The sequence below is a fragment of the Phytohabitans sp. LZ39 genome (assembly GCF_059359075.1).
On record NZ_JCADBM010000003.1, the window covers coordinates 325,087 to 348,400 of the forward strand.

17 protein-coding genes are annotated in these 23,314 nt (G+C 71.1%); 10 read left to right on the top strand and 7 right to left on the bottom strand.

The annotated features are described in order from the left end of the window. Nucleotides 1–369 precede the first annotated feature (369 nt). From AC5L36_RS07955 to AC5L36_RS07970, 4 genes are all read left to right on the top strand, one after another. Nucleotides 370–3,927: a ThuA domain-containing protein gene (locus AC5L36_RS07955; RefSeq protein WP_441216939.1), complete on the top strand. Its 3,558-nt coding sequence runs from the start codon at nucleotides 370–372 to the stop codon at nucleotides 3,925–3,927. 75 nt (nucleotides 3,928–4,002) lie between these two features. Beyond that, entirely contained in the window at nucleotides 4,003–5,523 is a 1,521-nt protein-coding gene (locus AC5L36_RS07960) for an arabinofuranosidase catalytic domain-containing protein (protein ID WP_441216940.1), read from the top strand. A gap of 29 nt (nucleotides 5,524–5,552) precedes the next feature. After that, entirely contained in the window at nucleotides 5,553–6,911 is a 1,359-nt protein-coding gene (locus AC5L36_RS07965) for a ricin-type beta-trefoil lectin domain protein (RefSeq protein WP_441216941.1), read from the top strand. Nucleotides 6,912–7,141: 230 nt separating this feature from the next. Beyond that, on the top strand, nucleotides 7,142–8,368 hold the full coding sequence (locus tag AC5L36_RS07970) for a CE1 family esterase (RefSeq protein WP_441216942.1): 1,227 nt from the start codon (nucleotides 7,142–7,144) through the stop codon (nucleotides 8,366–8,368). 75 nt (nucleotides 8,369–8,443) lie between these two features. Here AC5L36_RS07970 and AC5L36_RS07975 read toward each other — a convergent pair whose 3' ends face one another. The 4 genes from AC5L36_RS07975 to AC5L36_RS07990 all read right to left on the bottom strand — a co-directional run bounded on the left by AC5L36_RS07975 (nucleotide 8,444) and on the right by AC5L36_RS07990 (nucleotide 14,027). Next, complete coding sequence (locus AC5L36_RS07975) at nucleotides 8,444–10,129, bottom strand: ThuA domain-containing protein (protein ID WP_441216943.1); 1,686 nt, start codon at nucleotides 10,127–10,129, stop codon at nucleotides 8,444–8,446. Nucleotides 10,130–10,417: 288 nt separating this feature from the next. Continuing rightward, nucleotides 10,418–11,440 (bottom strand): ABC transporter ATP-binding protein, encoded by a 1,023-nt coding sequence (locus AC5L36_RS07980; protein ID WP_441216944.1) that lies wholly within the window; start codon nucleotides 11,438–11,440, stop codon nucleotides 10,418–10,420. After that, nucleotides 11,440–12,954, bottom strand: coding sequence for an ABC transporter permease (locus AC5L36_RS07985; RefSeq protein ID WP_441216945.1), 1,515 nt, complete (start codon nucleotides 12,952–12,954; stop codon nucleotides 11,440–11,442). The genes AC5L36_RS07980 and AC5L36_RS07985 overlap by 1 nt, the downstream gene beginning before the upstream one ends. A gap of 35 nt (nucleotides 12,955–12,989) precedes the next feature. After that, nucleotides 12,990–14,027 (bottom strand): iron ABC transporter substrate-binding protein, encoded by a 1,038-nt coding sequence (locus tag AC5L36_RS07990; RefSeq protein ID WP_441216946.1) that lies wholly within the window; start codon nucleotides 14,025–14,027, stop codon nucleotides 12,990–12,992. A gap of 110 nt (nucleotides 14,028–14,137) precedes the next feature. Between AC5L36_RS07990 and AC5L36_RS07995 the strand changes: the two genes are divergently transcribed. From AC5L36_RS07995 to AC5L36_RS08015, 5 genes are all read left to right on the top strand, one after another. Beyond that, nucleotides 14,138–16,597, top strand: coding sequence for an AMP-binding protein (locus AC5L36_RS07995; protein ID WP_441216947.1), 2,460 nt, complete (start codon nucleotides 14,138–14,140; stop codon nucleotides 16,595–16,597). A 51-nt stretch (nucleotides 16,598–16,648) separates the two neighbouring features. Beyond that, nucleotides 16,649–17,020, top strand: a complete 372-nt coding sequence (locus AC5L36_RS08000) for an RNA polymerase sigma factor (RefSeq protein WP_441216948.1) — start codon at nucleotides 16,649–16,651, stop codon at nucleotides 17,018–17,020. Nucleotides 17,021–17,024: 4 nt separating this feature from the next. Then, entirely contained in the window at nucleotides 17,025–18,254 is a 1,230-nt protein-coding gene (locus tag AC5L36_RS08005) for a lactate racemase domain-containing protein (RefSeq protein ID WP_441216949.1), read from the top strand. Between the two features lie 65 nt (nucleotides 18,255–18,319). Continuing rightward, the gene (locus tag AC5L36_RS08010) at nucleotides 18,320–19,030 is read left to right on the top strand and encodes an arsenate reductase/protein-tyrosine-phosphatase family protein (protein ID WP_441216950.1); all 711 of its coding nucleotides are present in this window, start codon (nucleotides 18,320–18,322) and stop codon (nucleotides 19,028–19,030) included. Beyond that, a complete protein-coding gene (locus AC5L36_RS08015; protein WP_441216951.1) occupies nucleotides 19,023–19,685 on the top strand; it encodes an arsenate reductase ArsC in 663 nt (220 codons plus the stop codon). Before AC5L36_RS08010 ends, AC5L36_RS08015 begins: the two co-directional genes overlap by 8 nt. An 18-nt stretch (nucleotides 19,686–19,703) precedes the next feature. On the opposite strand, the gene AC5L36_RS08020 is transcribed toward AC5L36_RS08015, so the two are convergent. Genes AC5L36_RS08020 through AC5L36_RS08030 form a run of 3 tightly spaced genes read right to left on the bottom strand, consistent with a single transcriptional unit; the run spans nucleotide 19,704 to nucleotide 21,874 of the window. Then, the gene (locus tag AC5L36_RS08020; protein ID WP_441216952.1) at nucleotides 19,704–21,035 is read right to left on the bottom strand and encodes an NAD(P)-binding domain-containing protein; all 1,332 of its coding nucleotides are present in this window, start codon (nucleotides 21,033–21,035) and stop codon (nucleotides 19,704–19,706) included. A gap of 15 nt (nucleotides 21,036–21,050) precedes the next feature. Further along, complete coding sequence (locus AC5L36_RS08025; RefSeq protein WP_441216953.1) at nucleotides 21,051–21,548, bottom strand: GNAT family N-acetyltransferase; 498 nt, start codon at nucleotides 21,546–21,548, stop codon at nucleotides 21,051–21,053. Further along, nucleotides 21,548–21,874 carry an ArsR/SmtB family transcription factor gene (locus AC5L36_RS08030; protein ID WP_441216954.1) on the bottom strand — a complete coding sequence of 109 codons (327 nt, stop codon included), beginning with the start codon at nucleotides 21,872–21,874 and terminating at the stop codon, nucleotides 21,548–21,550. The genes AC5L36_RS08025 and AC5L36_RS08030 overlap by 1 nt, the downstream gene beginning before the upstream one ends. A 510-nt stretch (nucleotides 21,875–22,384) precedes the next feature. Between AC5L36_RS08030 and AC5L36_RS08035 the strand changes: the two genes are divergently transcribed. Next, nucleotides 22,385–23,314, top strand: a complete 930-nt coding sequence (locus AC5L36_RS08035) for a DUF6910 family protein (RefSeq protein ID WP_441216955.1) — start codon at nucleotides 22,385–22,387, stop codon at nucleotides 23,312–23,314.

Here is a 23,314-nt window from a genome sequence, read left to right on the forward strand (position 1 = left end):
AGTCGAATCGTTTGCGCACGGCGCGGAACGAGAGCGTAGATGCTTCGGGGAGCGCTGACAATCCCGGTGATCTCGCGCGGATCAATGCGAAAACTCGCACCGCGAAATGTGTTATGGAATCGATCCCACCAGGGTCGTATTGACTTACTGCGATGTCCGCCGGCATGCTGGCCCCGCAGACCACGGGACGCGGCGGCATTTGATGTAACGCTGCGTTACGTCCCGTAGGGACCTGACTGCCCGTCGCGGCGGACGGCATGACGATCTGATCGGCACACGCACGCTTTCGGCACGCCTGGCGCGCCGGAGGTGTGACGCCGCGTGCCCGTGGTCGCAGCCTCGTTGCCCCCCGCCGAAATAGGAGACGGCATGCGTCGCAGCACATTGATCATCGGGGCGATCGCGGGACTGTTGCTGTCACTCGCGATCGTCGTCCAGCCAGCGTCAGCGGCACCAGCGTTTCGCGCTCTGCTGTTTACCAAAACCACCGGCTACCGCCACGACTCGATCCCCGCCGGCGTCACGATGTTCCAGGAACAGGCCGCCGCCAACAACTTCGAGGTCGTGCATTCCGAGGACGCGAACGTATTCACTCCGGCCAACCTGGCCACGTTCGACGTGCTCATCATGTTCCAGACCTCCGGCATGGTGTGGACCACCGCGGCCCAACGCCAGGCGGTAGAGGGATACCTGGCCAGCGGCAAAGGCATCGTCGCCGTCCACAACGCCACGGACATGGGCATCGAGAACGAGTACCCGTGGTGGGACCAGACCATCAACGCCGGCGCGCACATGCCGGAACACTCCCCCGGCGTGCTGCCCGGCACCGCCATCGTCGCCGACAAGAAGCACCCGTCGACGGCCAGCCTGCCGGACCGCTGGAACCGCAGCGAGGAGTGGTACAACTTCGACCGCAACCCGCGCGGCAACGTGCACGTCCTGGTAACGGCCGACGAGCGCACCTACAACCCCGGCTCCCGCGCGATGGGCCCGGACCACCCGATCTCCTGGTGCCGCAACACCGGTGGCGGCCGGGTGTGGGCCACCGCGATGGGCCACGCGATCGCGTCCTACAGCGAGACCAACTTCCGCAACCACGTGCTCGGCGGCGTCAAGTGGGCCGCCGGCAACGAGCCCGGCGACTGCGGCGGCACCGTATGGAGCAACTTCGAGAAGCGCACGCTCGACGACAACACCGCCGACCCGATGGCCCTCGCGGTCGCACCGGACGGGCGGGTCATCTACGTCCAGCGCGGCGGCCAGGTGAAGATCTTCCGGCCGGCCACGAGCTCGACCGTCACCGCCGGCACCCTCAGCGTCTACACCGGCGGTGAGGACGGCCTGACCGGCATCGCGCTCGATCCCAACTTCGCCAGCAACGGCTACGTGTACCTGTACCACTCGCCGGCCAGCAGCACGACAGACGTCAACCGGGTCTCCCGCTTCACGCTCACCGGCGACACCCTCAACACGTCGAGCGGCGTCACCATCATCGACATCCCCGCGTACCGGGACCGCACGTTCCCGGAACCGGGACACACCGGTGGGTACATCGAGTTCGGGCCGGACGGAAACCTCTACATCGGCACCGGTGACGACACGCCGCCCAACCTGGACGCCAACTGGCAGGGCTACGCCCCGCTGGACTGGCGGTCGGGCAAGGCCAACCTCGACGCCGCCCGCACCGCCGGCAACACCAACGACCTGCGGGGCAAGCTGCTGCGGATCCGGCCCTCGGCCGGCGGCGGGTACACCATCCCGGCCGGCAACCTCTATCCACAAGGGACGGCGCAGACCAAGCCGGAGGTCTACGCGATGGGCTTCCGCAACCCGTTCCGGTTCTCGATCGACCCGGCCAACGGGTGGGTCTACCTCGCCGACTACGGCCCGGACCGGGGCGGTCCGACAACCAACCGCGGCCCTGAGGGGCTCGTCGAGCTCAACGTCATCAAGACGGCGGGCAACTACGGCTGGCCGTTCTGCCATGGCGACAACCAGCCGTACGCGCCGTTCAACCCGGACACGGGCGCGGTGGGCGCGAAGTTCAACTGCAACTCACCGGTCAACAACTCGCCCAACAACACCGGCCTGACGAGTCTCAAGCCGATCGTCGCCCCGAACATGTGGTACGGCTACGGCACCTCGCCGACCTTCCCCGAGCTCGGCGCCAACGGCGCGGGCCCGATGGGCGGACCGGTCTACCGGTACAACGCGGCCAACCCGTCGGCTACGAAGTTCCCGCCGTACTACGACGGCGTCCACTTCTTCTACGAGTGGACCCGCAACTACATCAAGGAAGTGCACTTCGACTCGGCGACGGCCGTCACGCGCACCAACCCGTTCCTGCCCGCGGGCAACTTCATCAAGCCGATGGACATGGAGTTCGGCCCGGACGGCTCGCTGTACCTGCTCGAATGGGGCTCCAACTTCGGCGGCGGCAACAACGACTCCGGCCTCTACCGCATCGACTACATCCACGGTGGACGGTCGCCGATCGCCAAGGCCACCGGCACACCGATCAGTGGCAACGCGCCATTGACCGTGCAGTTCAGCAGCGCCGGCACCACCGACCCGGACGCGGGCAGCACGCTCAGCTACCAGTGGACGTTCGGCGACGGCGGCACGTCGACGGCGGCCAACCCGTCGCACACCTACACCGCCAACGGCAACTACACCGCCCAGCTGAAGGTCACCGACAACACCGCCCGGACGGCGTTCGCCAACGTGCAGATCACCGTCGGAAACTCCGCGCCGGTGGTCACCATCACCGTCCCGTCCAGTGGCGGCATGCTCAACTTCGGCGACCGCGTCTCGTACACCGTCAGCGTCACCGACCCGGACGGCGGGACGATCGACTGCACCAAGGTCTTCGTCAACCCCGCCCTCGGCCACGACGACCACCAGCACGAGACGACCGACTACCCGGGCTGCTCGGGCACCATCTCCACCGAGCTGCTCGGCGGGCACCCGGACGGCGCCAACCTGTACTACGTCCTCAACGCCCGCTACACCGACGCCGGCGGCGCCGGTGGCGCGGCCCCGCTGACGGGGTACGCCAACGCGGTGCTTCAGCCGAAGCACAAGCAGGCCGAGTTCTACACCAACCAGTCCGGGGTACGGGTCGTCGACCAGGCCGGCGCGGAGAGCGGCAAGCGGGTCGGTGACATCTCCAACAACGACTGGGTGGCGTTCAGCCCGATGAGCCTGTCGGGCATCACCAGCGTGAGCTACCGGCTGTCGTCGCCGAGCGGCGGCGGCGGATCGATCGAGCTGCGCGCCGACTCACCGACCGGCACGCTGCTGGCCACCACACCGGTGTCCAGCACCGGCGGCTGGGACAACTACCAGTCCACGCCGGCCGTCAACACCGCCGCCCTGTCCGGAACCCACACGCTGTACATGGTGTTCAAGGGCTCTTCCGCCAGCCTGTTCGACCTCGACTCGTTCACCTTCGGCGGAGCCGGCGTGGGCGTCGGCGTGCCCAACCCCGGCGGCATAGCCGGCCGGACCTGGACCGTCGCGGCCCAGCACAGCAACAAGCTCATGGACGTCAACGGAGTGTCCACCGCGGACGGTGCTCAGGTCGTCCAGTGGGCGGCCACCGGCGGCAACAACCAGAAGTGGCAGGCCGTCGACGCCGGCGGCGGCGCCGTCTACCTCAAGCCGCTGCACAGCAACAAGTGCCTCGACGTGACCGGCGGCTCCACGGCACAGGGCGCGTTCCTCCAGCAGTTCACCTGTAACAACAGCAACCAGCAGAAGTTCCTCGTCACGGCGACGGCCACGTCCGGTGTCTACACCGTCAAGAGCGTCCCCAGTGGACTGTGCATCGACGTCAACGGGGCGGCCACCACCGACGGCGCGCGCCTGCTCCAGTGGAGCTGCCACGGCGCCAGCAACCAGCAGTGGCGGTTCACCGCCGCGTAGCCCATCAGCTGGGATGTTCCGGCGCGCCGGGCGCGTGCCGGAGCATCCCTCCCCCACCACATCCGAGGAACCGCCATGGTCGTTCCGAAATCTCGGCGCCGCGCGTACAGGCGACTGTTCGTCGCGGGCGCCGCATCCGTCCTCGCCCTCGTCGCCGGCACCGCGGTGGCGGCGACCATCCAGCCGGGGCAGAGCGCCCCGATCACGGGCGTCCAGTCAGGACGGTGCCTGGCCGTCCCCAACTCCAGCACCAACAACGGCACGCAGACCCAGCTGTGGGACTGCGCCGGGACCGCCAACCAGACCTGGACGTACACGTCGTCGAAGCAGCTGACGGTGTACGGCAACAAGTGCCTGGACGCCAACGGCAGGGGCACCGCCAACGGCACCGCGGTCATCATCTGGGACTGCAACGGGCAGAACAACCAGCAGTGGAACGTCAACTCCAACGGCACTATCACCGGCGTGCAGTCCGGCCGCTGCCTGGACGCCAACGCACAGGGCACGACGAACGGCACGAACGTCATCCTCTGGGACTGCCACGGCCAGACCAACCAGCAGTGGAACTCGCCGGCGCCGACTCCGCCGACGACCCCACCGACCACCCCACCGACGAGCCCGCCACCGACCGGTGCCGGCCCGTGCGACATCTACGCCTCCGGTGGCACGCCCTGCGTCGCCGCACACAGCACGACGCGCGCGCTGTACGGCTCGTACAACGGCAACCTCTACCAGGTGCGGCGTTCGTCCGACAACACGACCCGCGACGTCGCCGTCCTGAACGCGGGCGGCGCGGCGAACGCGTCGACCCAGGACTCGTTCTGCGCCGGCACCACGTGCGTCATCACCGTCGTCTACGACCAGTCCGGCCGCGGCAACGACCTGTGGTACCAGGGATCGAGCGTCGTCCCCGGCTCGACACAGAGCCGCCCGGCGATCGCCACGTCCGAGTCGCTGACCGTCGGTGGCAGCAAGGCCTACTCGCTCTACATCAACCCCGGCAACAGCTACTGGCGCGACGGCCACCTGACCGGCGTGCCGACCGGCAGCGCCCCCGAGGGCATGTACATGGTGACCAGCGGCACCCACGTCAACAACGGCTGCTGCTTCGACTACGGCAACAGCGAGACGACCCGGTCCGCGGACGCCGCCGGCGCGATGGACGCCATCAACTTCAGCACCCAATGCTGGTTCGGCGGATGCTCCGGCACCGGCCCCTGGGTGCAGGCCGACCTCGAGTGGGGCCTCTACCCCGGCGGCAGCCAGACCTGGAACCCGAACCAGCGGGCGTTCACCAGCAAGTTCGTCACCGCGACGCTCAAGAACAACGGGACGACCCGCTTTGCCATCAAGGGCAGCAACGCCCAGTCGGGCAACCTCTTCACGCTCTGGGACGGCGCGCTGCCGCCCGGCTACAGCCCGATGAAGAAGCAGGGCGCCATCATCCTGGGCAGCGGCGGCGACTGCTGCAAGCCCGGCGGCGGCGCCAACCTCAGCGCCGGCACCTTCTACGAAGGCGCCATGGTCGCCGGCTACCCGTCCGACGCGACCGAGAACGCGGTACAGGCCAACATCGTCGCGGCCGGGTACCGCTGACCGCACCCCCGAGAGAACGGAGTACCTCCATGCCCCACGGCATCAATCGGCACCGATGGCGCGCACTGCTCGCCGTCGCCGGCACGGTCGTGCTGGCCGGTGCCGGCCTCGTCGGCATCCGGCTCGCGTCGGCGGCCGCGGACGTCGTCCCCCTCGCCGCGACGGCCGGATGTGGCAAGGCCCCGGGTCTGAACAGTGGCACGCACACGATCCAGAGCGGCGGCCAGAACCGCAGCTTCATCCTGCGGGTCCCGGCCAACTACAACAACAACAACCCGTACCGGTTGATCTTCGCGTTCCACTGGCGCGGTGGCACCATGAACGACGTCTCCTCGGGCGGGAGCAGCGGAAGCACCTGGTCCTACTACGGGATGCAGGAGCAGTCGAACAACAGCGCGATCCTCGTCGCGCCACAGGGCAACGGCAACGGCTGGGCCAACCCCGGTGGTCAGGACATCACGTTCGTCGACGACATGATCAGGCGAATCGACGACGCCCTCTGTGTCGACACGACACAGCGCTTCGCCCTCGGCTTCAGCTACGGCGGCGGCATGAGCTACGCGATCGCGTGCGCCCGGGCCAACGTCTTCCGGGCGGTCGCGGCCTACTCCGGCGCGCAGCTGAGCGGATGCAGCGGCGGCACCCAGCCGATCGCCTACTTCGGCCTGCATGGCATCTCGGACAACGTCCTGAACATCTCTCAGGGACGTTCGCTGCGGGACACGTTCGTGCGCAACAACGGCTGCGCGGCCCAGAGCCCGCGCGAACCGTCGCAGGGCAGCGGGCAGCACGTCACCACGCTGTACTCGTGCCGGGCCGGGTACCCGGTGCAGTGGGCCGCGTACGACAGCGGGCACGGACCGGCTCCGGTGGACGGCTGCTCCGGCTGCGAGGACGGCGCCCGTACCTGGACCAAGGGCGAGGTGTGGCGGTTCTTCGCGCAGTTCCAGGGGACGACCCCGACCACCAGCCCGACCGTGAGCCCCACGTCGTCGACGACGCCGAACCCGACCGGGTCCCGGCTCCGGGGTGAGGCCTCCGGCCGTTGCCTCGACATCAGCGGGGCGAACTCGGCCAACGGCACGCAGGCGCAGATCTGGGACTGCCACAACAACGCCAACCAGCAGTTCAGCCAGAACGGGCAGGAACTCAGGGTGATGGGCAAGTGCCTGGACGTGCCGTCCAACGCCGCGGCCGGCACCCGGGTGCAGATCTGGGACTGCCACGGCGGCGCCAACCAGCAGTGGACCCACAACGCCAACGGGACGATCAGCAGCGGCCAGACCGGCCTGTGCCTGGACGTCAACGGCGCCGGCACCGCGAACGGCGCAGCCGTGATCGTGTGGAACTGCCACAGCGGCGCCAACCAGCGCTGGGCCCGCGCCTAGCGAAAGTAGCCGGCTGAAGGCGGTCCCGCGGTGGCGGGGCCGCCTTCAGTCATCAGAACTTTGGTCACATTTTTGACGGCCGCCACCGATCTGACTAATGTGTTCAGCGACAGGTATCAATGGGCGGGCTGGGCGACGCCGACAATCGCAGAGGAGGAGAGTTGGCCAGAAAGCAGTGGCAGAGACGTCATCGCGCCGCGCTGGCGTTCTCATGCGTCGCAGCCGCGGGTGTGTTGACGTTGGCGGCGACCGCGATGCCGACGGGCGCCGCCCCGGTGCCCGGTGCCGATCCAGGCGTCGGCGTCCTTGCCGCCAGCGCCGGATGCGGCAAGAGTCCGACGCTGACCAGCGGCACCCACACGATCCAGAGCGGCGGCCAGAACCGCAGCTTCATCCTGAGGCTGCCCAGCGGCTACGACAGCAACCGTCAGTACCGTTTGATCTTCGGCTTCCACTGGCTGGGCGGCAACGCCAACAACGTCGCCAGCGGCGACTACTACGGCCTCGGCAGCCTGTCGGCCAACAGCGCGATCTTCGTGGCGCCCGAGGGCCTCAACAACGGCTGGGCCAACTCCGGCGGCGCGGACGTCACCTTCACCGACAATATGATCACCAGGATCACGAACGACCTCTGCGTAGACACGAGCCAGCTCTTCTCGCTGGGCTTCAGCTACGGCGGCGGCATGAGCTACGCGCTGGCCTGCGCCCGGGCGAATGTCTTCCGCGCGGTCGCGATCTACGCCGGCGGGGTGATCAGCGGATGCAGCGGTGGCACCCAGCCCATCGCGTACATGCAGGCGCACGGGCTGAGCGACAACGTGCTGAGCATCTCCGGCGGGCGGTCGATGCGGGACAGGTTCGTCGGTAACAACGGCTGCACGCCGGCGAACCCACCGGAGCCGACGCAGGGCAGTGGCCGGCACACCAGCTTCACCTACTCGGGCTGCCGGGCGGGGTATCCGGTCGTCTGGCACGCGTTCGACGGCGGCCACATCTTCGATCCGCGGGACGCCGGCTCCTCGACCTCCTGGCTGCCCGGAGAGACCTGGCGCTTCTTCTCCCAGTTCTCCAGCACCACCACCACTCCGCCCACGACGTCCTCGCCGCCGGTCACCACCTCGCCGCCGCCGGTGACCACCTCGCCGCCGCCGGCCGGTTCCGGCTGCACCGCCACCTACGCGGTCACCGGGCAGTGGGGCGGCGGCTTCCAGGCCGAGGTACGGGTGACCGCCGGCTCCTCCGCCATCCGCGGCTGGACGGTGACCTGGACCTACGCCAATGGACAGCGGGTAACCCAATCCTGGAACGCGACGGTGACGACGAGCGGGTCGACCGTGACCGCCCGCAACGTCGACTACAACGGCACGCTCGCCGCCGGAGCCACAGCCACGTTCGGCTTCCTCGGCTCCTGGACCGGCAGCAACCCGGTGCCGGCCGCGACCTGTACGGCCACGTAGCACCTGGGCGGGCGAAGGCGGCCGTGGACAACCACGGCCGCCTTCGCTTGTCACCGCCTCGGACGCGTTGCGGCGTTACGGCAGGGTCCAGCGCTGGTTGGTGCCGCCGTGGCAGGTCCAGATGATCAGCTGGGTCCCATCGGCGGAGCTGCCGCCGTTGGCGTCGAGGCACCTGCCCGACTGCGGGTTGACCAGCGAGCCGTTGGCTCCGGGGGTCCAGTTCTGCCCGCCGCTGCCATTGCAGGTCGACAGCTGCACCAGGCCGCCGTTCGCGGTGCCGCCGCCGGCGACGCCCATGCACTTGTCGAACGCGCGCAGCGTGTTGCCGTTGACCGTCCATCGCTGGTTGGTGCCGCCGTGGCAGCTCCACAGCTGGATCTTCGTGCCGTCGGCGGAGCCGGACCCGCTGACGTCGACACACTTGCCGGAGGCGCCGGTGATCGGGCCGACCCGGGGCGTGGTGCCGCCCAACTCCTTGATCCGGATGTTGCGGAACGACACGTCGTCGCCGGTGCCGTGGTTCTGGATGCCGATGTAGCCGGAGGTCAGCGACCGCACCGGATCCGCGTTCGTGAAGTCGTTTATCTTGGCACCGTTCAGGAAGACTTGCAGCCGCTCACCTTCGACCAGCAGCTCGTAGGTGTTCCACTCGCCGGGCGGGTTCAGCGCGGCGTCGCGGGCCGCGATGTCCGCCGACTTGACCCCGTATATCGCGCCGGTCGTCTTGTCCGCGGTGTCGGTGGCGTCGATCTGCACCTCGTACCCGTTGCTCATGGCCGAGTTCGGGTCGCTGCTGGCCGGAAACCCGACGAGCACGCCGGAGTTGTCGTCGCCCGGCACCATCCAGTCGAGCTTCAGCGAGTACGCGCGAAACTCCTTGGTGTTGTACCAGAGCATGCCCAGCCCGCCGGTGGAGGTCAGCGTGCCGTTGCTGTTGTTGAACCCGCCGGGCCCGGCCTGGGACCAGCCCGTGGTGGCGCCGTTGTAGAGGGTGGTGTAGCCGGTTTCCGGGCGGCAGTCCGCCTTCGTCCGGTTGGCCGCGTACCTGATCCCGCCGAGCACCAGCGACCGGAACCCCGCCTCGGTGTAGCTGCTCTGCGTGTGGCCGCTGCCGGTGTAGAACGAGCGTCCGCCCTGGAGGGTCTTGCACCAGGTGTGCGGGTGGTCGGCTCCCATCCCGCCGCCGGAGTACGTCGACTCGTCCAGTGTGGACAGCACCCGGGCCGACGACCGCGGGTTGGTCCGGAAGTTGTACCACTCGTCGGTGCGCACCCACGCCGGGTTGAGCCCGGCGGTCGCCGCGTGCGCCCGGTTTTCCACCCGGATGGTGGCCTGCTGGATAGCCGGGTGCGAGGAGAAGTACGCGCCGACCAGTTCGCCGTAGAAGGGCCAGTCGTACTCGGTGTCCGAGGCCGAATGCACGCCCACGTACCCGCCGCCGGCCCGGATGTAGTTTTCGAACGCGGTTTGCTGGGTGGCGTTCAGCACGTCACCGGTGGTGTTGAGGAAGACGACGGCCTCGAACTGGGCGAGGTTGGTGGCGTTGAACTGGTTCGAGTCCTCGGTCGCGGTCACCGTGAAGCTGTTGGCCGCGCCCAGGTCCCGAAACATCTGGATGCCGGCCGGGATCGAGTCGTGCCGGAAGCCGGCGGTCTTGGAGAACACCAGCACGTCGTACGGCGCGTCCGCGGCACTGGCCGGCGTCACGTTGGTAACCAGGAGGAGGGCGGCCGCGGTCGCCGCCATCGCGAGTGTTCTCATAGGACGGTCATACCTTTCGTCGTCGGCTTTGGGGAGAGGCGCGCGGCGACGTCGGGATCGGGGCGCGGGGTACGACGTGCCATCGAACGCCCCCGCGCCCCGTCCCCTACTGGGCGAGGGCTGGCACGGCCGGTCGCTGGCACAGGGTGGGACCCAGCGTGGCCGTCAGTGGTGGGCAGCCCTCACGCAGAGCATTCATAAGACGTCATACGTTATACGAAAAGATAGGGCCCAGTCAATATAGCCATCGCGCCGTCCTTCCCCGCGGAGGGCGGGCGTAGGCGTGGGTCAGGCGGTGGGGAACGCGCGTGCGGCGCCGCGCACGGAGACGGTGACCGAGTCGCCGACCGCGAGGGGCGGGGTGGAGTCGAGGATGCGGGCGGTCACCTGGGTGCCGTCGGCGAGCCGGAGCAGCACGAGCGCGTCGTGGCCGTGGAAGTCGTGCCGCACGACCGTGGCGGTGGCGCCGTCGCCGTTCGCGGACACGTGCATCTGCTCGGGGCGGAGCAGCACCGTGACCGCTCCCCCGCCGGTGGTGCCGCGCAGCGGGAGGCGGCCCAGCGGGGTCAGCGCCACCCGTCCGTCCACTGTGGCCGGCAGCAGCACCGCCTCGCCGACGAAACCGGCCACCCACTCGGTGGCGGGCTCGCGGTACACAGTGGACGGCGCGCCACTCTGCACGATGCGGCCGTCGCGCATCACCGCCACCTGGTCGGCCATCGAGAGCGCCTCACCCTGGTCGTGGGTGACGAGTACGGCGGTGGCGCCGTCCGCCCGCAACGCCTCGCGCACGTCGCGGCGCAGCTCGCCGCGCAGGCCGGCGTCGAGTGCGCTGAACGGCTCGTCGAGCAGTACCAGCGGCGGCCGCGGGGCCAGCGCGCGGGCCACCGCGACCCGCTGCTGCTGGCCGCCGGAGAGCTGGTGGGGCATGCGGTCGCCGTATCCGGGAAGCCCGACCAGGGCGAGGACCTCCTCGACCCGCCCGGAACGGCGGGCGGCGCGGTCGAGGCCGTAGCCCACGTTGCCGGCGACCGACAGGTGCGGGAAGAGCGCGCCCTCCTGCGGCACCACCGCGACGCGGCGGCGGTGCGGCGGCACGTGGGTGCCGGGCCCGGCGACGGTCCGCCCGGCGAGGCTGACCGTGCCACTGTGGACCCGCTCGAAACCCGCGACGCACCGCAGCAGTGTCGTCTTGCCGCACCCGGACGGGCCGAGCACGGCCGCGAGCGTGCCGGCCTCGACCTCCAGGTCGGCGCCGTCCAGGGCGGTGACGGGGCCGTACGCCTTGCGCAGGCCGGTGACCGACAGCATCACAGCCCTCCCCGCACGGTGAGGAACCAGGTGGGCACCGCGGCGAGGCCGACCAGAAGCGCGGCGTACGGGGCGGCGGCGGCGTACGAGGCGGTGCTTGTGTGTGTCCACAGCTCGGTGGCGAGCGTGTCCATGCCGGTCGGCCGGAGCAGCAGCGTGGCCGGCAGCTCCTTCATGCAGGTGAGGAAGACCAGCGCGGCGCCCGCGGCGATGCCGGGCAGGGTCAGCGGCAGCGTGACCGTACGGAACACGGCGACCGGTCCCCGGCCCAGCGCGCGGCCGGCCTCCTCCAGCGCCGGCGGCGACTGCGCGGCGGCACCCGCCACCGCGCCGACGGCGAGCGGGAGAAAGAGCGTCGCGTAGGCGAGGGCGAGCAGCCACACGCTCTGGTAGAGCGGGTACGCCACGTTGATGCCGAAGAACACGAGGGACAGTCCGATGACGACACCCGGCAGGGCGTGCGCCACGTAGGTGAGGCGGTCGAGCGCCGTGGCCAGCGCGCCCGGCGCCCGCGCGGTGAGCAGGCCGACCGGCAGGGCGAGCAACATGGTGAGCGCCGCACCGGCGACGGAGACCGCGAGGGAGCTGCCCGCGGCCGCGGCGACCTCGCCGAGCGAGCCGGGGCGGGAGACGCCCTCGGCAAGCCATCGCACGAGGCTCGCGAACGGCACCCCGAGCGCGAGCACGGCGACCGCGGTGAGCGCGGCGGCGGCCGGCCAGCGCGCGGCACGCAGACGCAGCCGGGTGGGTGGGCGGCCGGCACCGCCGACCCGCGCGTAGCGCGCGCCGCGGGCGCGGGTGAGCAGCTCGCCGCCGATCAGCAGCACGGTGAGCACCACCAGCACGGTGGAGAGCACGAGCGCCCCGGTGCGGTCGAAGCCCAGGTTGAAGGCGGTGAAGATGGCTCGGGTGAACGTGTCCACGCGCAGGATCGAGATCGCACCGAAGTCGGAGAGCACGTACAGGGCGACGAGCAGCGCGCCGGCCGCGACCGCCGGCCGTACCTGCCGCAGCGTCACGTCGGTGAACGTGCGCCAGGCGCCCCGCCCCAGCGAGCGGGAGACCTCCTCCTGCGCCGGGTCCGCGCCGGCGAGGGCGGCGGCGACGGGGAGGAAGACGTACGGCGAGGAGCAGAGCGTCAGCACGAGCGCGGCCGCCCAGAAGCCGGCGAACGAGTCCACAGTGGATATCCAAGCGAACCCCGCCACGTAGGTCGGCACGGCCAGCGGCAGCGCGGCGAGCACGCCGAAGGCCCGCCGCCCGGGCAGGTCGGTGCGGGTCACCAGGAACGCGCCCGCCACTCCCAGCGCGGTGCACGCGGCGGTCACCACCGCGGCGAGGGCGATGCTGCGCCCGGCGAGCACCGCCACGCGTCGCGTGAACAACTCGCCCACGATCCGCGACCAGCCAGCCTCCCCGGTCCGTACCCCCAGATAGATGAGGGGGATGAGGGCGACCGCCACCGCGGCGGCCGACGCCACCGCGAGCGCCGGGCGGGGCGCGACCCGCCGCACCGCCCAGCGGGCGGGCGCGGCGACCGGTCGCGTGCTCAGGCCAGCCCCGCTTCCTTGATCATCGCCACCGTCGCGTCGAGCGTGTCGAGGTCGTTGAGGTCGATCTTCGGCGCGGCGAGGCTGTCGAGCGCGGGGAGGCCGGCCGCGGTGGGTACGCCGGAGACCAGCGGGTACTCGAACGTCTCCTCGGCGAAGTACGTCTGCCCCTCGGTGCTGAGCAGGAAGTCGACGAGCGCCTTCGCGTCCGGGTCGGTGGCGGCCTTCGACAGCAGGCCGACGCCCGCGACGTTGACGAGCGCGCCGGTGTCGCCGTTCGGGAAGAAGTGCAGCTTCGCGGTCATCTGGTCGGCCGTGATGCCCTTCTCCTTGGCCTGTTCGAAGACGTAGTAGTGGTTGACGAGGCCGGAGGCGAGCTTGCCGTCGTTGACCTCCTGGACGATCTGGATGTTGCTCTCCCGGATCTGGGCGTCGTTGGCCTTCAGCCCGGTGAGGAACTCCTTCGCCTTGGCGTCGCCGTGCTGCACGCGCAGCGCCGTCACGAACGCCTGGAACGAGCCGTTGGTCGGCGCGACGCCGACCTTGCCCCGCCACTGCGGGCCGGTGAGGTCGAAGACCGACGCCGGCAGGTCGTCCTTCGGCACGGCGGCGGGGTTGTACGCGAACACCCGCGACCGCCCGGTCACGCCGACCCACTCGCCGGCGCGCGACTGGTAGATCGCCGGCACCTTGCCTAGCACGTCGGCGGGGAGCTTGGCGAACAGGCCGCGCTTGGCGACCTGGCCGAGCGCACCCGCGTCCTGGGCGAAGAAGACGTCGGCGGGGCTCTTGTCGCCCTCTTCCTCGATCTGCGCGGCCATCTGGGCGGTGCTGCCGTACCGCACCTTGACCGTGATCCCGGACTGCTGCTCGAACTTTTCGAGCGCGGGCTTCACGAGCGACTCGCTCCGGCCACTGTAGACGGTGATGGTCTTGTCGCCGGGGTCACCGCTGTCGAACTCGTCGCCGCCGCAGGCGGCCGCCGCCACGAGGACGGCACTCACGGGCAGCAGGGTCCAGATTCTACGCAGATACACAGGTAAGGCATACCTTACTGAGGGTAGCCTTGGCAATCATTCTCCCAGCTCAGTATGAGGGAACTCCCAGCTAGGTCCGATCTTAGGGCAGCCTTGCTTAAGCTCTCGACGTGACGTCCGCGCTCCATGCTGTCCCTTTTGTGCAGAACTTAGCGTCGTTCGGCGACCGGCCGGCCTTGATCACGACTGACGGGTCGGTGTCGTACGCCGATCTCGCCGCGCGGGCGGAAGAGGTGGCGCGGCGACTCGGGCCGGCGCGGCGGCTCGTCCAGGTCGAAGGGGGCAACTCGGTCGACGCGCTGGTGGCGTATCTGGGTGCCCTGGCCGGCGATCACCCGGTCCTGCTCGTGCCGCCCGGTCCGTCGGGCGCCGCCGTGGCCGCCGCCTACGACCCGGACGTCGTGATCGGCCCGTCGGGCCCGCGCGAGGTGCGGCCGGGGTCCGCGCACGACCTCCACCCCGACCTGGCGCTGCTGCTGAGTACCTCCGGCTCGACCGGCTCCCCCAAGCTCGTCCGCCTCTCCCACGACAACCTGCGCGCGAACGCCGCCTCGATCGCCGAGTACCTCGACATCCGCGCCGAGGACCGGGCCGCGACGACGCTGCCCATGCACTACTGCTACGGGCTGTCGGTCGTCAACAGCCACCTGCTGCGCGGCGCCGGCCTGATCCTCACCGACCTGTCGGTGGCCGACGCCGCGTTCTGGGACCACTTCCGGTCCGCGAGGGGGACGGCGTTCGCGGGCGTGCCGTACACGTTCGACCTGCTCGACCGCACCGGCTTCGCCAGCATGCGGCTGCCGTCGCTGCGCTACGTGACGCAGGCCGGCGGCCGGCTCGCACCCGACCGCGTCGCGCGGTACGCCGCGCAGGGACGCCGGGACGGCTGGAAGTTCTTCGTCATGTACGGGCAGACGGAGGCGACCGCGCGGATGGCGTACCTGCCGCCGGAGCTCGCCGAGTCACGGCCGTCGGCGATCGGGGTGCCGATCCCGGGCGGGTCGTTCCGCCTCGACGCTTCCGGCGAGCTCGTCTACTCGGGGCCGAACGTCATGCTCGGCTACGCCGAGGGCCCGGCCGACCTCGCGCTCGGCCGGACGGTCGACGAGCTGCACACCGGCGACCTCGCCCGGCGGGGCACCGACGGGCTGTACGAGATCGTGGGGCGGCGCAGCCGGTTCGCGAAGATCCTTGGCCTGAGGATCGACCCGCAGGGCGTGGAGGCGCTGCTGGAGCGGGAGGGCGTGCGCTCCTTCTGCGCGGCCGGCGACGACCTGCTGATCGTGGCCGCGCAGGCCCCGGCGGACCCGGCGTCGGTGCGGCGGCTCGTCGCGCGGGCATGCCGGCTGCCGGCGGGCGCCGTCGGCGTGCACGTGCTGGACGAGCTGCCCCGCCTGCCCTCCGGAAAGCCGGACTACGAGACGGTCCGGTCGCTGGCCGCGGCTGCTCCGGAGGCACCGACCGACGACCTGTGCCGCCTCTTCGAGAAGGTCCTCGACACCACCGGTGTCACGCCGGACCACAGCTTCGTGACGCTCGGCGGCGACTCCCTGTCCTATGTGGACATGTCGTTGCGGCTGGAGAAGGCGATCGGCCACCTGCCGCCCCAGTGGCACACCCTGCCCATCCGCGAGCTGCGCCCCGCGGTGGACGGTGGCGGCCGCCGCTCGCTCGAGACGAGCGTCGCCCTGCGCGCCATCGCGATCGTGCTGATCGTGGGCACCCACGCGACGCTCTTCAACGTCTCCGGCGGCGCCCACCTGCTGCTCGGCGTGGCCGGTTTCAACTTCGCCCGCTTCCACCTCACCGACGCCCGCCGCACCGAACGCCTCCGCCACATCACCACCGCCGCCACCCGCGTCGCCGTGCCCAGCATCGCCTGGATCGGCGCGGCGATCGTGCTGCTCGGCGCCTACGAGTGGCCCAGCCTCCTGCTGGTCAACAGCGTCGCCGGCCGGCGCGAGGGCGGCACGGGCTGGCACTTCTGGTTCATCGAGGCGCTCGTCTACATCCTGCTCGCCGCGGCCGCGCTGCTGGCCGTGCCCGCGGTCGACCGGCTCGAACGCCGGCGGCCGTTCGCGTTGCCGCTGGCCGTCATGGCGCTCGGCCTGGTCACCCGCTACGACCTGCTCGACCTGCATCCCGAACACCACCTGCCGTCGGCGGTGCGGGTCTTCTGGCTGTTCGCCATCGGCTGGGCCACCGCCAAGGCCACGACAAAATGGCAACGCCTCGCCGTGACGGCGGCGATCGTGGGCACGGTGCCCGGCTACTTCGGCGACCCGTCCCGCGAAGCGGTGGTGGTCGCCGGCCTCGTGCTGCTGGTGTGGGTGCCGAGCCTGCCCAGCACCGGCGCGGTCAACCGGGTGACCGCGGTACTGGCCGGCGCGTCGCTGTACATCTACCTCACGCACTGGCAGGTGTATCCGCGGCTGGACCACCACAACGCCCTGCTCGCGGTGGTCGCCTCCCTGGCGGTGGGCATCGGGTACGCGGCGCTCGCCGGCCGTGTCCCCGGTTGGTACCGCAGGTGGCGCGCCCGGCCCGGGGGACGGGAAATTGGCGTGTAACCGTGGACGCTCCTGGCCGGTCAGCCTGATGACGGCGTGGAAGGGAGCTCCATGGATGGCACGGCGGCCGTGCACGACGCTTACCAGGCGTACTACCGGCGGCTGGTCGGCGCGGTCTACACCCTGACCCGGGACCTGGCCGAGGCCCAGGACGTGGTGCACGAGGCGTTCGCCCGGGCGCTGGCCCACCCGGCTCGCTTCGTCGAGGTGCGCGACCCGCAGGCGTGGCTGCTGACCGTCGCCATGAACATGGCCCGCAACCGGTACCGGCGCCACCGGTCGCCATCGGCCGCGACGCCTTCCTGCTCAGAAACGACCACGCGATCTGGCTGTCCTCCGACGGCCGCACCTGGCAGGCCACCACTCCCCCGTGGCAGCGGTAGGAGCGCACTTGCCACCGAGACGGGGTTGTGCCCAAGGTAGGGCGGTGAGTGATGTTCTCGGTGGCGCCGGGCGGATCCTCGACGACGACGCGGTCCGGGCCTACGTCGCCGGGCGGCTGGCCGCGGCCGACCTCGACGGGCGCAGCGTCTGCGTCATCGTCCCGGACGGCACCCGCAGCTGCCCGCTGCCGCTGCTGCTCGGCGCGCTCCACCGCGCGCTGGAGGGGCGGGCCAGCCGGGTGACCGTCCTCGTCGCGCTGGGCACCCACGCCCCGATGGACGAGGCTCACCTGCTGGCACACCTCGGCGGCCCGTACCCCGGCTGGACCGTCCGCAACCACGAGTGGTGGGATCCCGACGCCCTTGTGTCGCTCGGCTACATCGACGCCGACCGGGTCGCGGAGCTGGCCGAGGGCCGCATGAAACGCCCGGTCGAGGTGGTGCTCAACAGGGCCGTCGTCGAGCATGACGTGTGCCTGGTGGTCGGGCCGGTGTTTCCGCACGAGGTGGTCGGGTTCTCCGGCGGCAACAAGTACCTCTTTCCCGGCGTGGCGGGGCAGGAGATCATCGACTTCTCGCACTGGCTCGGCGCCCTGATCACCAGCGCGGCCATCATCGGCACCCGCGGCACCACGCCGGTACGCGCGCTCATCGACGAGGCCGCCGCCCTGGTCCCGAGCCACCGGCTGGCGCTGTGCCTGGTCGTGCGGTCCGGCACCGGCGCACTGCACGCCGCCTCCTTCGGCACACCGGAAGAGGCATGGGCGGCGTGCGCCGACGTTTCCGCCAAGACACACGTGTCCTACCTGGACACTCCGGTGACCCGGGTGCTGTCCGTCGTCCCGGCCAAGTACGACGACATGTGGACCGGCGCCAAAGGCTTCTACAAGGTGGAGCCGATCGTGGCCGACGGCGGCGAGGTCGTGCTCTACGCCCCGCACATCACCCGGCTGTCGGCCACGCACCCGGAGATCGAGGAGATCGGGTACCACTGCCGCGACTACTTCCTCGGCCAGTGGGACCGGTTCTCCCACCACCACTGGGGCGTGCTGGCCCACTCCACCCACCTGCGCGGCGCCGGCACGTGGACACCCCAGGACGGCGAGCGCGGCCGGGTCACGGTCACACTCGCCACCGGCATCCCGGAAGACGTGGTACGCCGCGCGAACCTCAACTACCGGGACGCCGGCACGGTCGACCTCGACGACTTCGCCGCCGACCCCGGCACGCTCGTCGTCCCCCAAGCCGGCGAGGTCCTCTACCGCCTCCGGTGATCTGCGAATGGGGCCTGGCCTGCCACGGTTGACAGTCGACACTTAGCTCAGCAATCATTGACTCAATGAGTACTGAGCTGGATCGGCTGACGGCGCGGGCGCGGGTGCACGCCGCGCTCGGTGACCCGTCGCGGTTGGCGATCGTCGACACCCTGACCCTGGGTGACGCGTCACCTGGTGAGGTCGGCGCGGCGCTGGGCCTGCCGACCAACCTGGTCGCCCACCACCTCAAGGTGCTCACCGACGCCGGCCTGGTGATCCGCGGCCGCTCGGAGGGCGACCGGCGCCGCACCTACCTGCGGCTCGTGCCCGAGACCCTCGCCGCGATCGCCACCCCCGCCTTGCCGGCACCGGAGCGGGTGGTGTTCGTCTGCACCCACAATTCGGCCCGCTCCCAGCTCGCGGCGGCGCTCTGGGGGCGGCGCAGCCGGATCCCGACCGCCTCCGCCGGCACCGAGCCGGCCCGCCGGGTGCACCCCCGCGCGGTCCGCGTGGCCAAGGCACACGGCCTGCGCATCGACCCCCGCGCGACGGCACACGTGTCCGACGTGGTGCGCGCCGACGACCTGGTGATCGCCGTGTGCGACAACGCCCACGAGCACCTGACCGGCGACGCGGGGCGCCGGCTGCACTGGTCGGTCCCCGACCCGGCGCCGGCCGACACCGACGAGGCGTTCGAGGCCGCGTTCACGCAGATCGCCGCCCGGATCGACCGCCTCGCCCCAGTCCTGGACCACACCACGCCACACACCGAGGATGGCCGCCACCATGACTGACCTGACCAGCCACCACCGCGACGACCTGTCCGTCGACCAGCAGCTCGCGCTGCGCACCGCCGCCGGCCGGCTCGGTGAGGAGTTCACCGGCGTGTTCGGCACCGAGACGATCGAGCGGTTTCTGCACACCAGCTACGACCAGTTCGCCACCCGCAGCACCGTGCCAAACTTCCTGCCGCTGCTGGCCGAGCGGTTCGCCCGCCAGCGGCTGACCGCACTAGCCCGCGTGGAAGGGCTGCGCACCGACGCCCGCCCGGTCGTGCTGTTCCTGTGCGTACACAACGCCGGCCGTTCCCAGATGGCATTGGGCTTCTTCCAGCACCTGGCCGGCGACCAGGCGATCGCCTGGTCCGGCGGCTCGGAGCCCGGCTTCGAGGTCAACCCGGCCGCGATCGCCGCCATGGCCGAGCGCGGCATCGACATCTCCGCCGAGTACCCCAAGCCCTGGACCGACGAGGTCGTGCAAGCGGCCGACGTCGTCGTCACCATGGGCTGCGGCGACGCCTGTCCGATCTTCCCCGGCAAGCGGTACGAGGACTGGACCTTCGCCGACCCCGCCGGCCTCACCGTCGAGGACGTCCGGCCGATCCGCGACGCGGTCGAGCAACGCGTCCGCCACCTGCTCGACGAGCTCGGCGTCTCCGTCACCGCATAGCGCCGGCACCCGGTCAGGTCAACAGGCGCACCCACCGCCCGCCCGGCTGTCGCTTGTGGACAGATCGACGGCGGGCAGCAGGGGCAGCAGCCCGCGACCCGCTGAGGCCCCGGCTTCGATCCGGTCGCTGTCGCACACGCCGGTCTCCGGCAGGTCCAGCCGGACGTCCCGGGCCGCGGACCAGTCGCCGGCGAGGGCGGCCACGACCGAGCGGGCCTGCAAGTAGCCGGTGGCCATCAGGAACGTCGGCGCCCGGCCGTAGCTCTTGACCCCGACGGCGTAGAACCCGGGCTCGGGGTGGGCGAGCTCGTCGACGCCGTGCGGTGGGACCGTGCCGCACGAGTGCAGGTTTGGGTCGATCAACGGGGCCAGCGCCCGGGTGGAGCCGAGGATCGGGTCGAGGTCCAGGCGCAGCTCGCCGGTGAGGCCGTGGTCGGGACGGAATCCGGTGGCCGAGACCACCCGATGGACCGTGATCGTGCGCGTGCCGTCGGACACGGCCACCTGGTCGCCGTGTGGTGTGAGGGTGTGTACGCCGAAGCCGGTGACCAGCTCGATCCTGCCCGACTCCACGTGCGCCCGCAGCCGGCTGCCGATCGCGCCCCGGGCCGGGAGGGCGTCGGCGGCCTCCCCGCCGTAGGTGCGGGCCGGGCTGGCCGACCGGATCGCCCACAGCACCGCGGTCCCCGGCGCCTGGACCGCGAGGTCGGCCAACGCCAGGAGAGTGTTGGCGGCCGAGTGACCGGCACCGACCACGAGCGTGCGGCGGCCGGCGAACCGGCCCCGGTCGGCGCCGAGCACATCGGGCAACGCCGTCTCGACGAATCGGGCGGTCGCGGTTTCGCCGTGTGCGGGTATGCCGGAGGCGCCGAGCACGTTCGGCGTGTGCCACGTGCCGGAGGCGTCGATCACCGCTCGGGCCAGCAACTCCCGGCCGCCGGCGAGCCGCACCAGAAACGGCGCGCTTTCGCGGCCGGCGGTGCGGAGCCGGTCGACCCCGCGGCGGGTCACCGCCACGACGCGGGCGCGGTAGCGGATGTGTGGCTTGAGTGCCGGGAGGTCGGCCAGCGGCTGGAGGTAGTCGGCGACAAGTTGCGCGCCGGTGGGCAGCGCCTCCTGGTCCGGCTCCACCCAGCCGGCGCCCGCCAGCAGGCGGCGGGCGGCGGCGTCGACGTTGTGCCGCCACGGGGAGAACAGCCGCACGTGCCCCCACGCCCGCACCGCGGCGGCCGGGCCGTCCCCGGCCTCCACCACCGTGAAGGGCAGATCGCGTTCGTGCAGGTGGGCGGCGGCGGCCAGACCGACCGGGCCGGCACCGACGACCACGACCGGCGGCGCGTCAATGTCCATAGTGGAACTCCTGTCTCAGGCGATGTGCGGGCTGCGGCGCTCGACGAACACGACATCGCGCCACCAGCCGCCGTGCATGGCGTGCCGGCCGATCCGCTCGCGCACGCCGAGCACGCGGAAGCCGGCGTTCGTGTGCAGAGCGAGGCTGGCCGTGTTTTCCGGGAAGATCCCGGACTGGATGGTCCAGATCCCGGCCGCCTCGGTGGAGGCGATCAACGCATCCAGCAGCGCCCGGCCCGCACCCCGGCGTCGAGCGGCCGGGTCGACGTACACCGAGTGCTCGACCACCCCCGCGTACACCGGCCGGCTCGACACCCGCGACACGGAGACCCAGCCGAGCACCGCGTCGTGGTCGTCGACCGCGACGTACCGGTGGTCGGGCAGCTTGCTCGCGTCGAAGGCCGCCCACGACGGCGCCGCCGACTCGAAGGAGGCGTGGCCGCCGTCGATGCCGGCCTGGTAGATCCGCAGCACCGCGTCCGCGTCGGCGAAGTGCATGGGCCGGATCCTCATCAGCACACCTCCGGCGGGGCGGGGGCGGGCTGACCCATGACCACGTCGGCGGCGGACGGGAAGCACTGGACGCAGTTGCGGTTGATCCGGTAGTGCCGGGCGGTGCCGACCGGCTCCACGAGCACGAACCGCACGTCGGCGAGGATCTTCAGGTGCTGCGACACGGTCGACTGCGCCAACCCCACCGCGGCGACGATCTCGCCGACCGGCATCGGCCGGTCCTGACGGGCCAGGTAGGCCACGATCTGCACCCGGCTCGGGTCGGCCAAGGCCCGGAACCACGACGCGTACGTCTCCGCGACCCCGCGGTCCAACAACTCACTCATCCACTCGAACCTTCATCGTCAATCGCCGATCAACGATGAAGTGTAGCGACCGGCCAACCCGCTCCGCATCCGGACTCCTTGTTTAGACGTCCCTCTAAGCAGGGTTGCACCCCGCCTCGATGATCGCCTCAGCGCCCGGCGGAGAGATGCGCCGCGGCACCTGGGTCTACTACCGCCCCCCGCCGCGGCCTGATGAGCCAGCTCGGCGCACTGCTCGCCACGCCCCGAGCCGGCCACCGTCTAGAGACCTTTCGAAGTCGGGGTCGCCGCCCGCCCTGGCGTTACGTCAAGAGCAGATTTGCCCACGTCCGCGTCAGCGGCAGACCGTATGCGCGGGGTCCCCGGGGAAACGTGGAGCGCAGCGGAGCGTTTTCTTGGGGTGCTTTCCCGCGGGCACCGCTCCCGGCCGGCGGCTCGCCGATCGACCGCGACCAACCGCGGCCTTCCACCCGGGAGTCGGTGACGCTGGGGACGCGGTCGTGGTTTAGTCGGCCGACGAGGGGCGCCGGGGTGGGGGACGAATTGCGGATCGAGGTCGAGCGCGAAGCCGTGTTGCGGTTCGGGGGTGGTGCGCCGGTGCGGGCGGCGTCGGCGATCGCTCCGTTCGGCGGTGGCTGGCTTGTCGCGCAGGACGATGCGACCCACGCGGCGTGGCTGCGGCCGGATGGCACGGCGCCGGTGCGGGTGCTGGACGCGGTGGGCGGCCATGACGTGTTCAGTGCCGCCGCGGGGACGAAGCACCTCAAGCCGGACTTCGAGGCCGCGTGCGAAGTGCGGGTGGGCGACGGCCTCGGTGTGCTGCTGCTGGGTTCCGGCTCGACCCGGGCGCGGATGCGGTCGTCGCTGGTGGGGCTTGCCGCACACGGCACGGACTTCGCCGTGGCGGACCTGACCGGGCTCTACCTCGCCGTGGCGGACGCGCTCGGTACGCCGGACGGCCAGCTCAACCTCGAGGGTGCCTGCCGGCTCGGTGACCGGCTGCGCTGGTTTCAACGCGGCAACCCCGCGGCCGGGGTGCCGTCGGCGAGCGTCGACGTGGACCTGCACGGGTTGCTGGCGGCGGCGACCGGCCGGCTGCCGCCCGAGGCGGTCTCCGTCGACGGGGTTCGCCGCTACGAGCTCGGCGCGGACGGCGGGTTCGCGCTTTCGGTGACCGACGCGGTGGCGCTGCCGGACGGCCGCGTCCTGCTCAGCGCCGCGGCCGAGGAGACGACCAACCCGGTCGACGACGGACCGGTGGTGGCCGCGGCCCTGGCTCTGCTCGACGGCGACCGCGTCGAGGCCGTGACGACGCTGCCCCGGCGCGGCGGCGCGGTCCAGAAGATCGAAGGACTCGCCCTGGACGGCATCGACCACGACGGTGTCCGGCTGATCGCGGTCGCCGACGCCGACGACCCGGACACCCCGTCGACGATCCTGCGGCTGCGCGTGCTCTGGTAA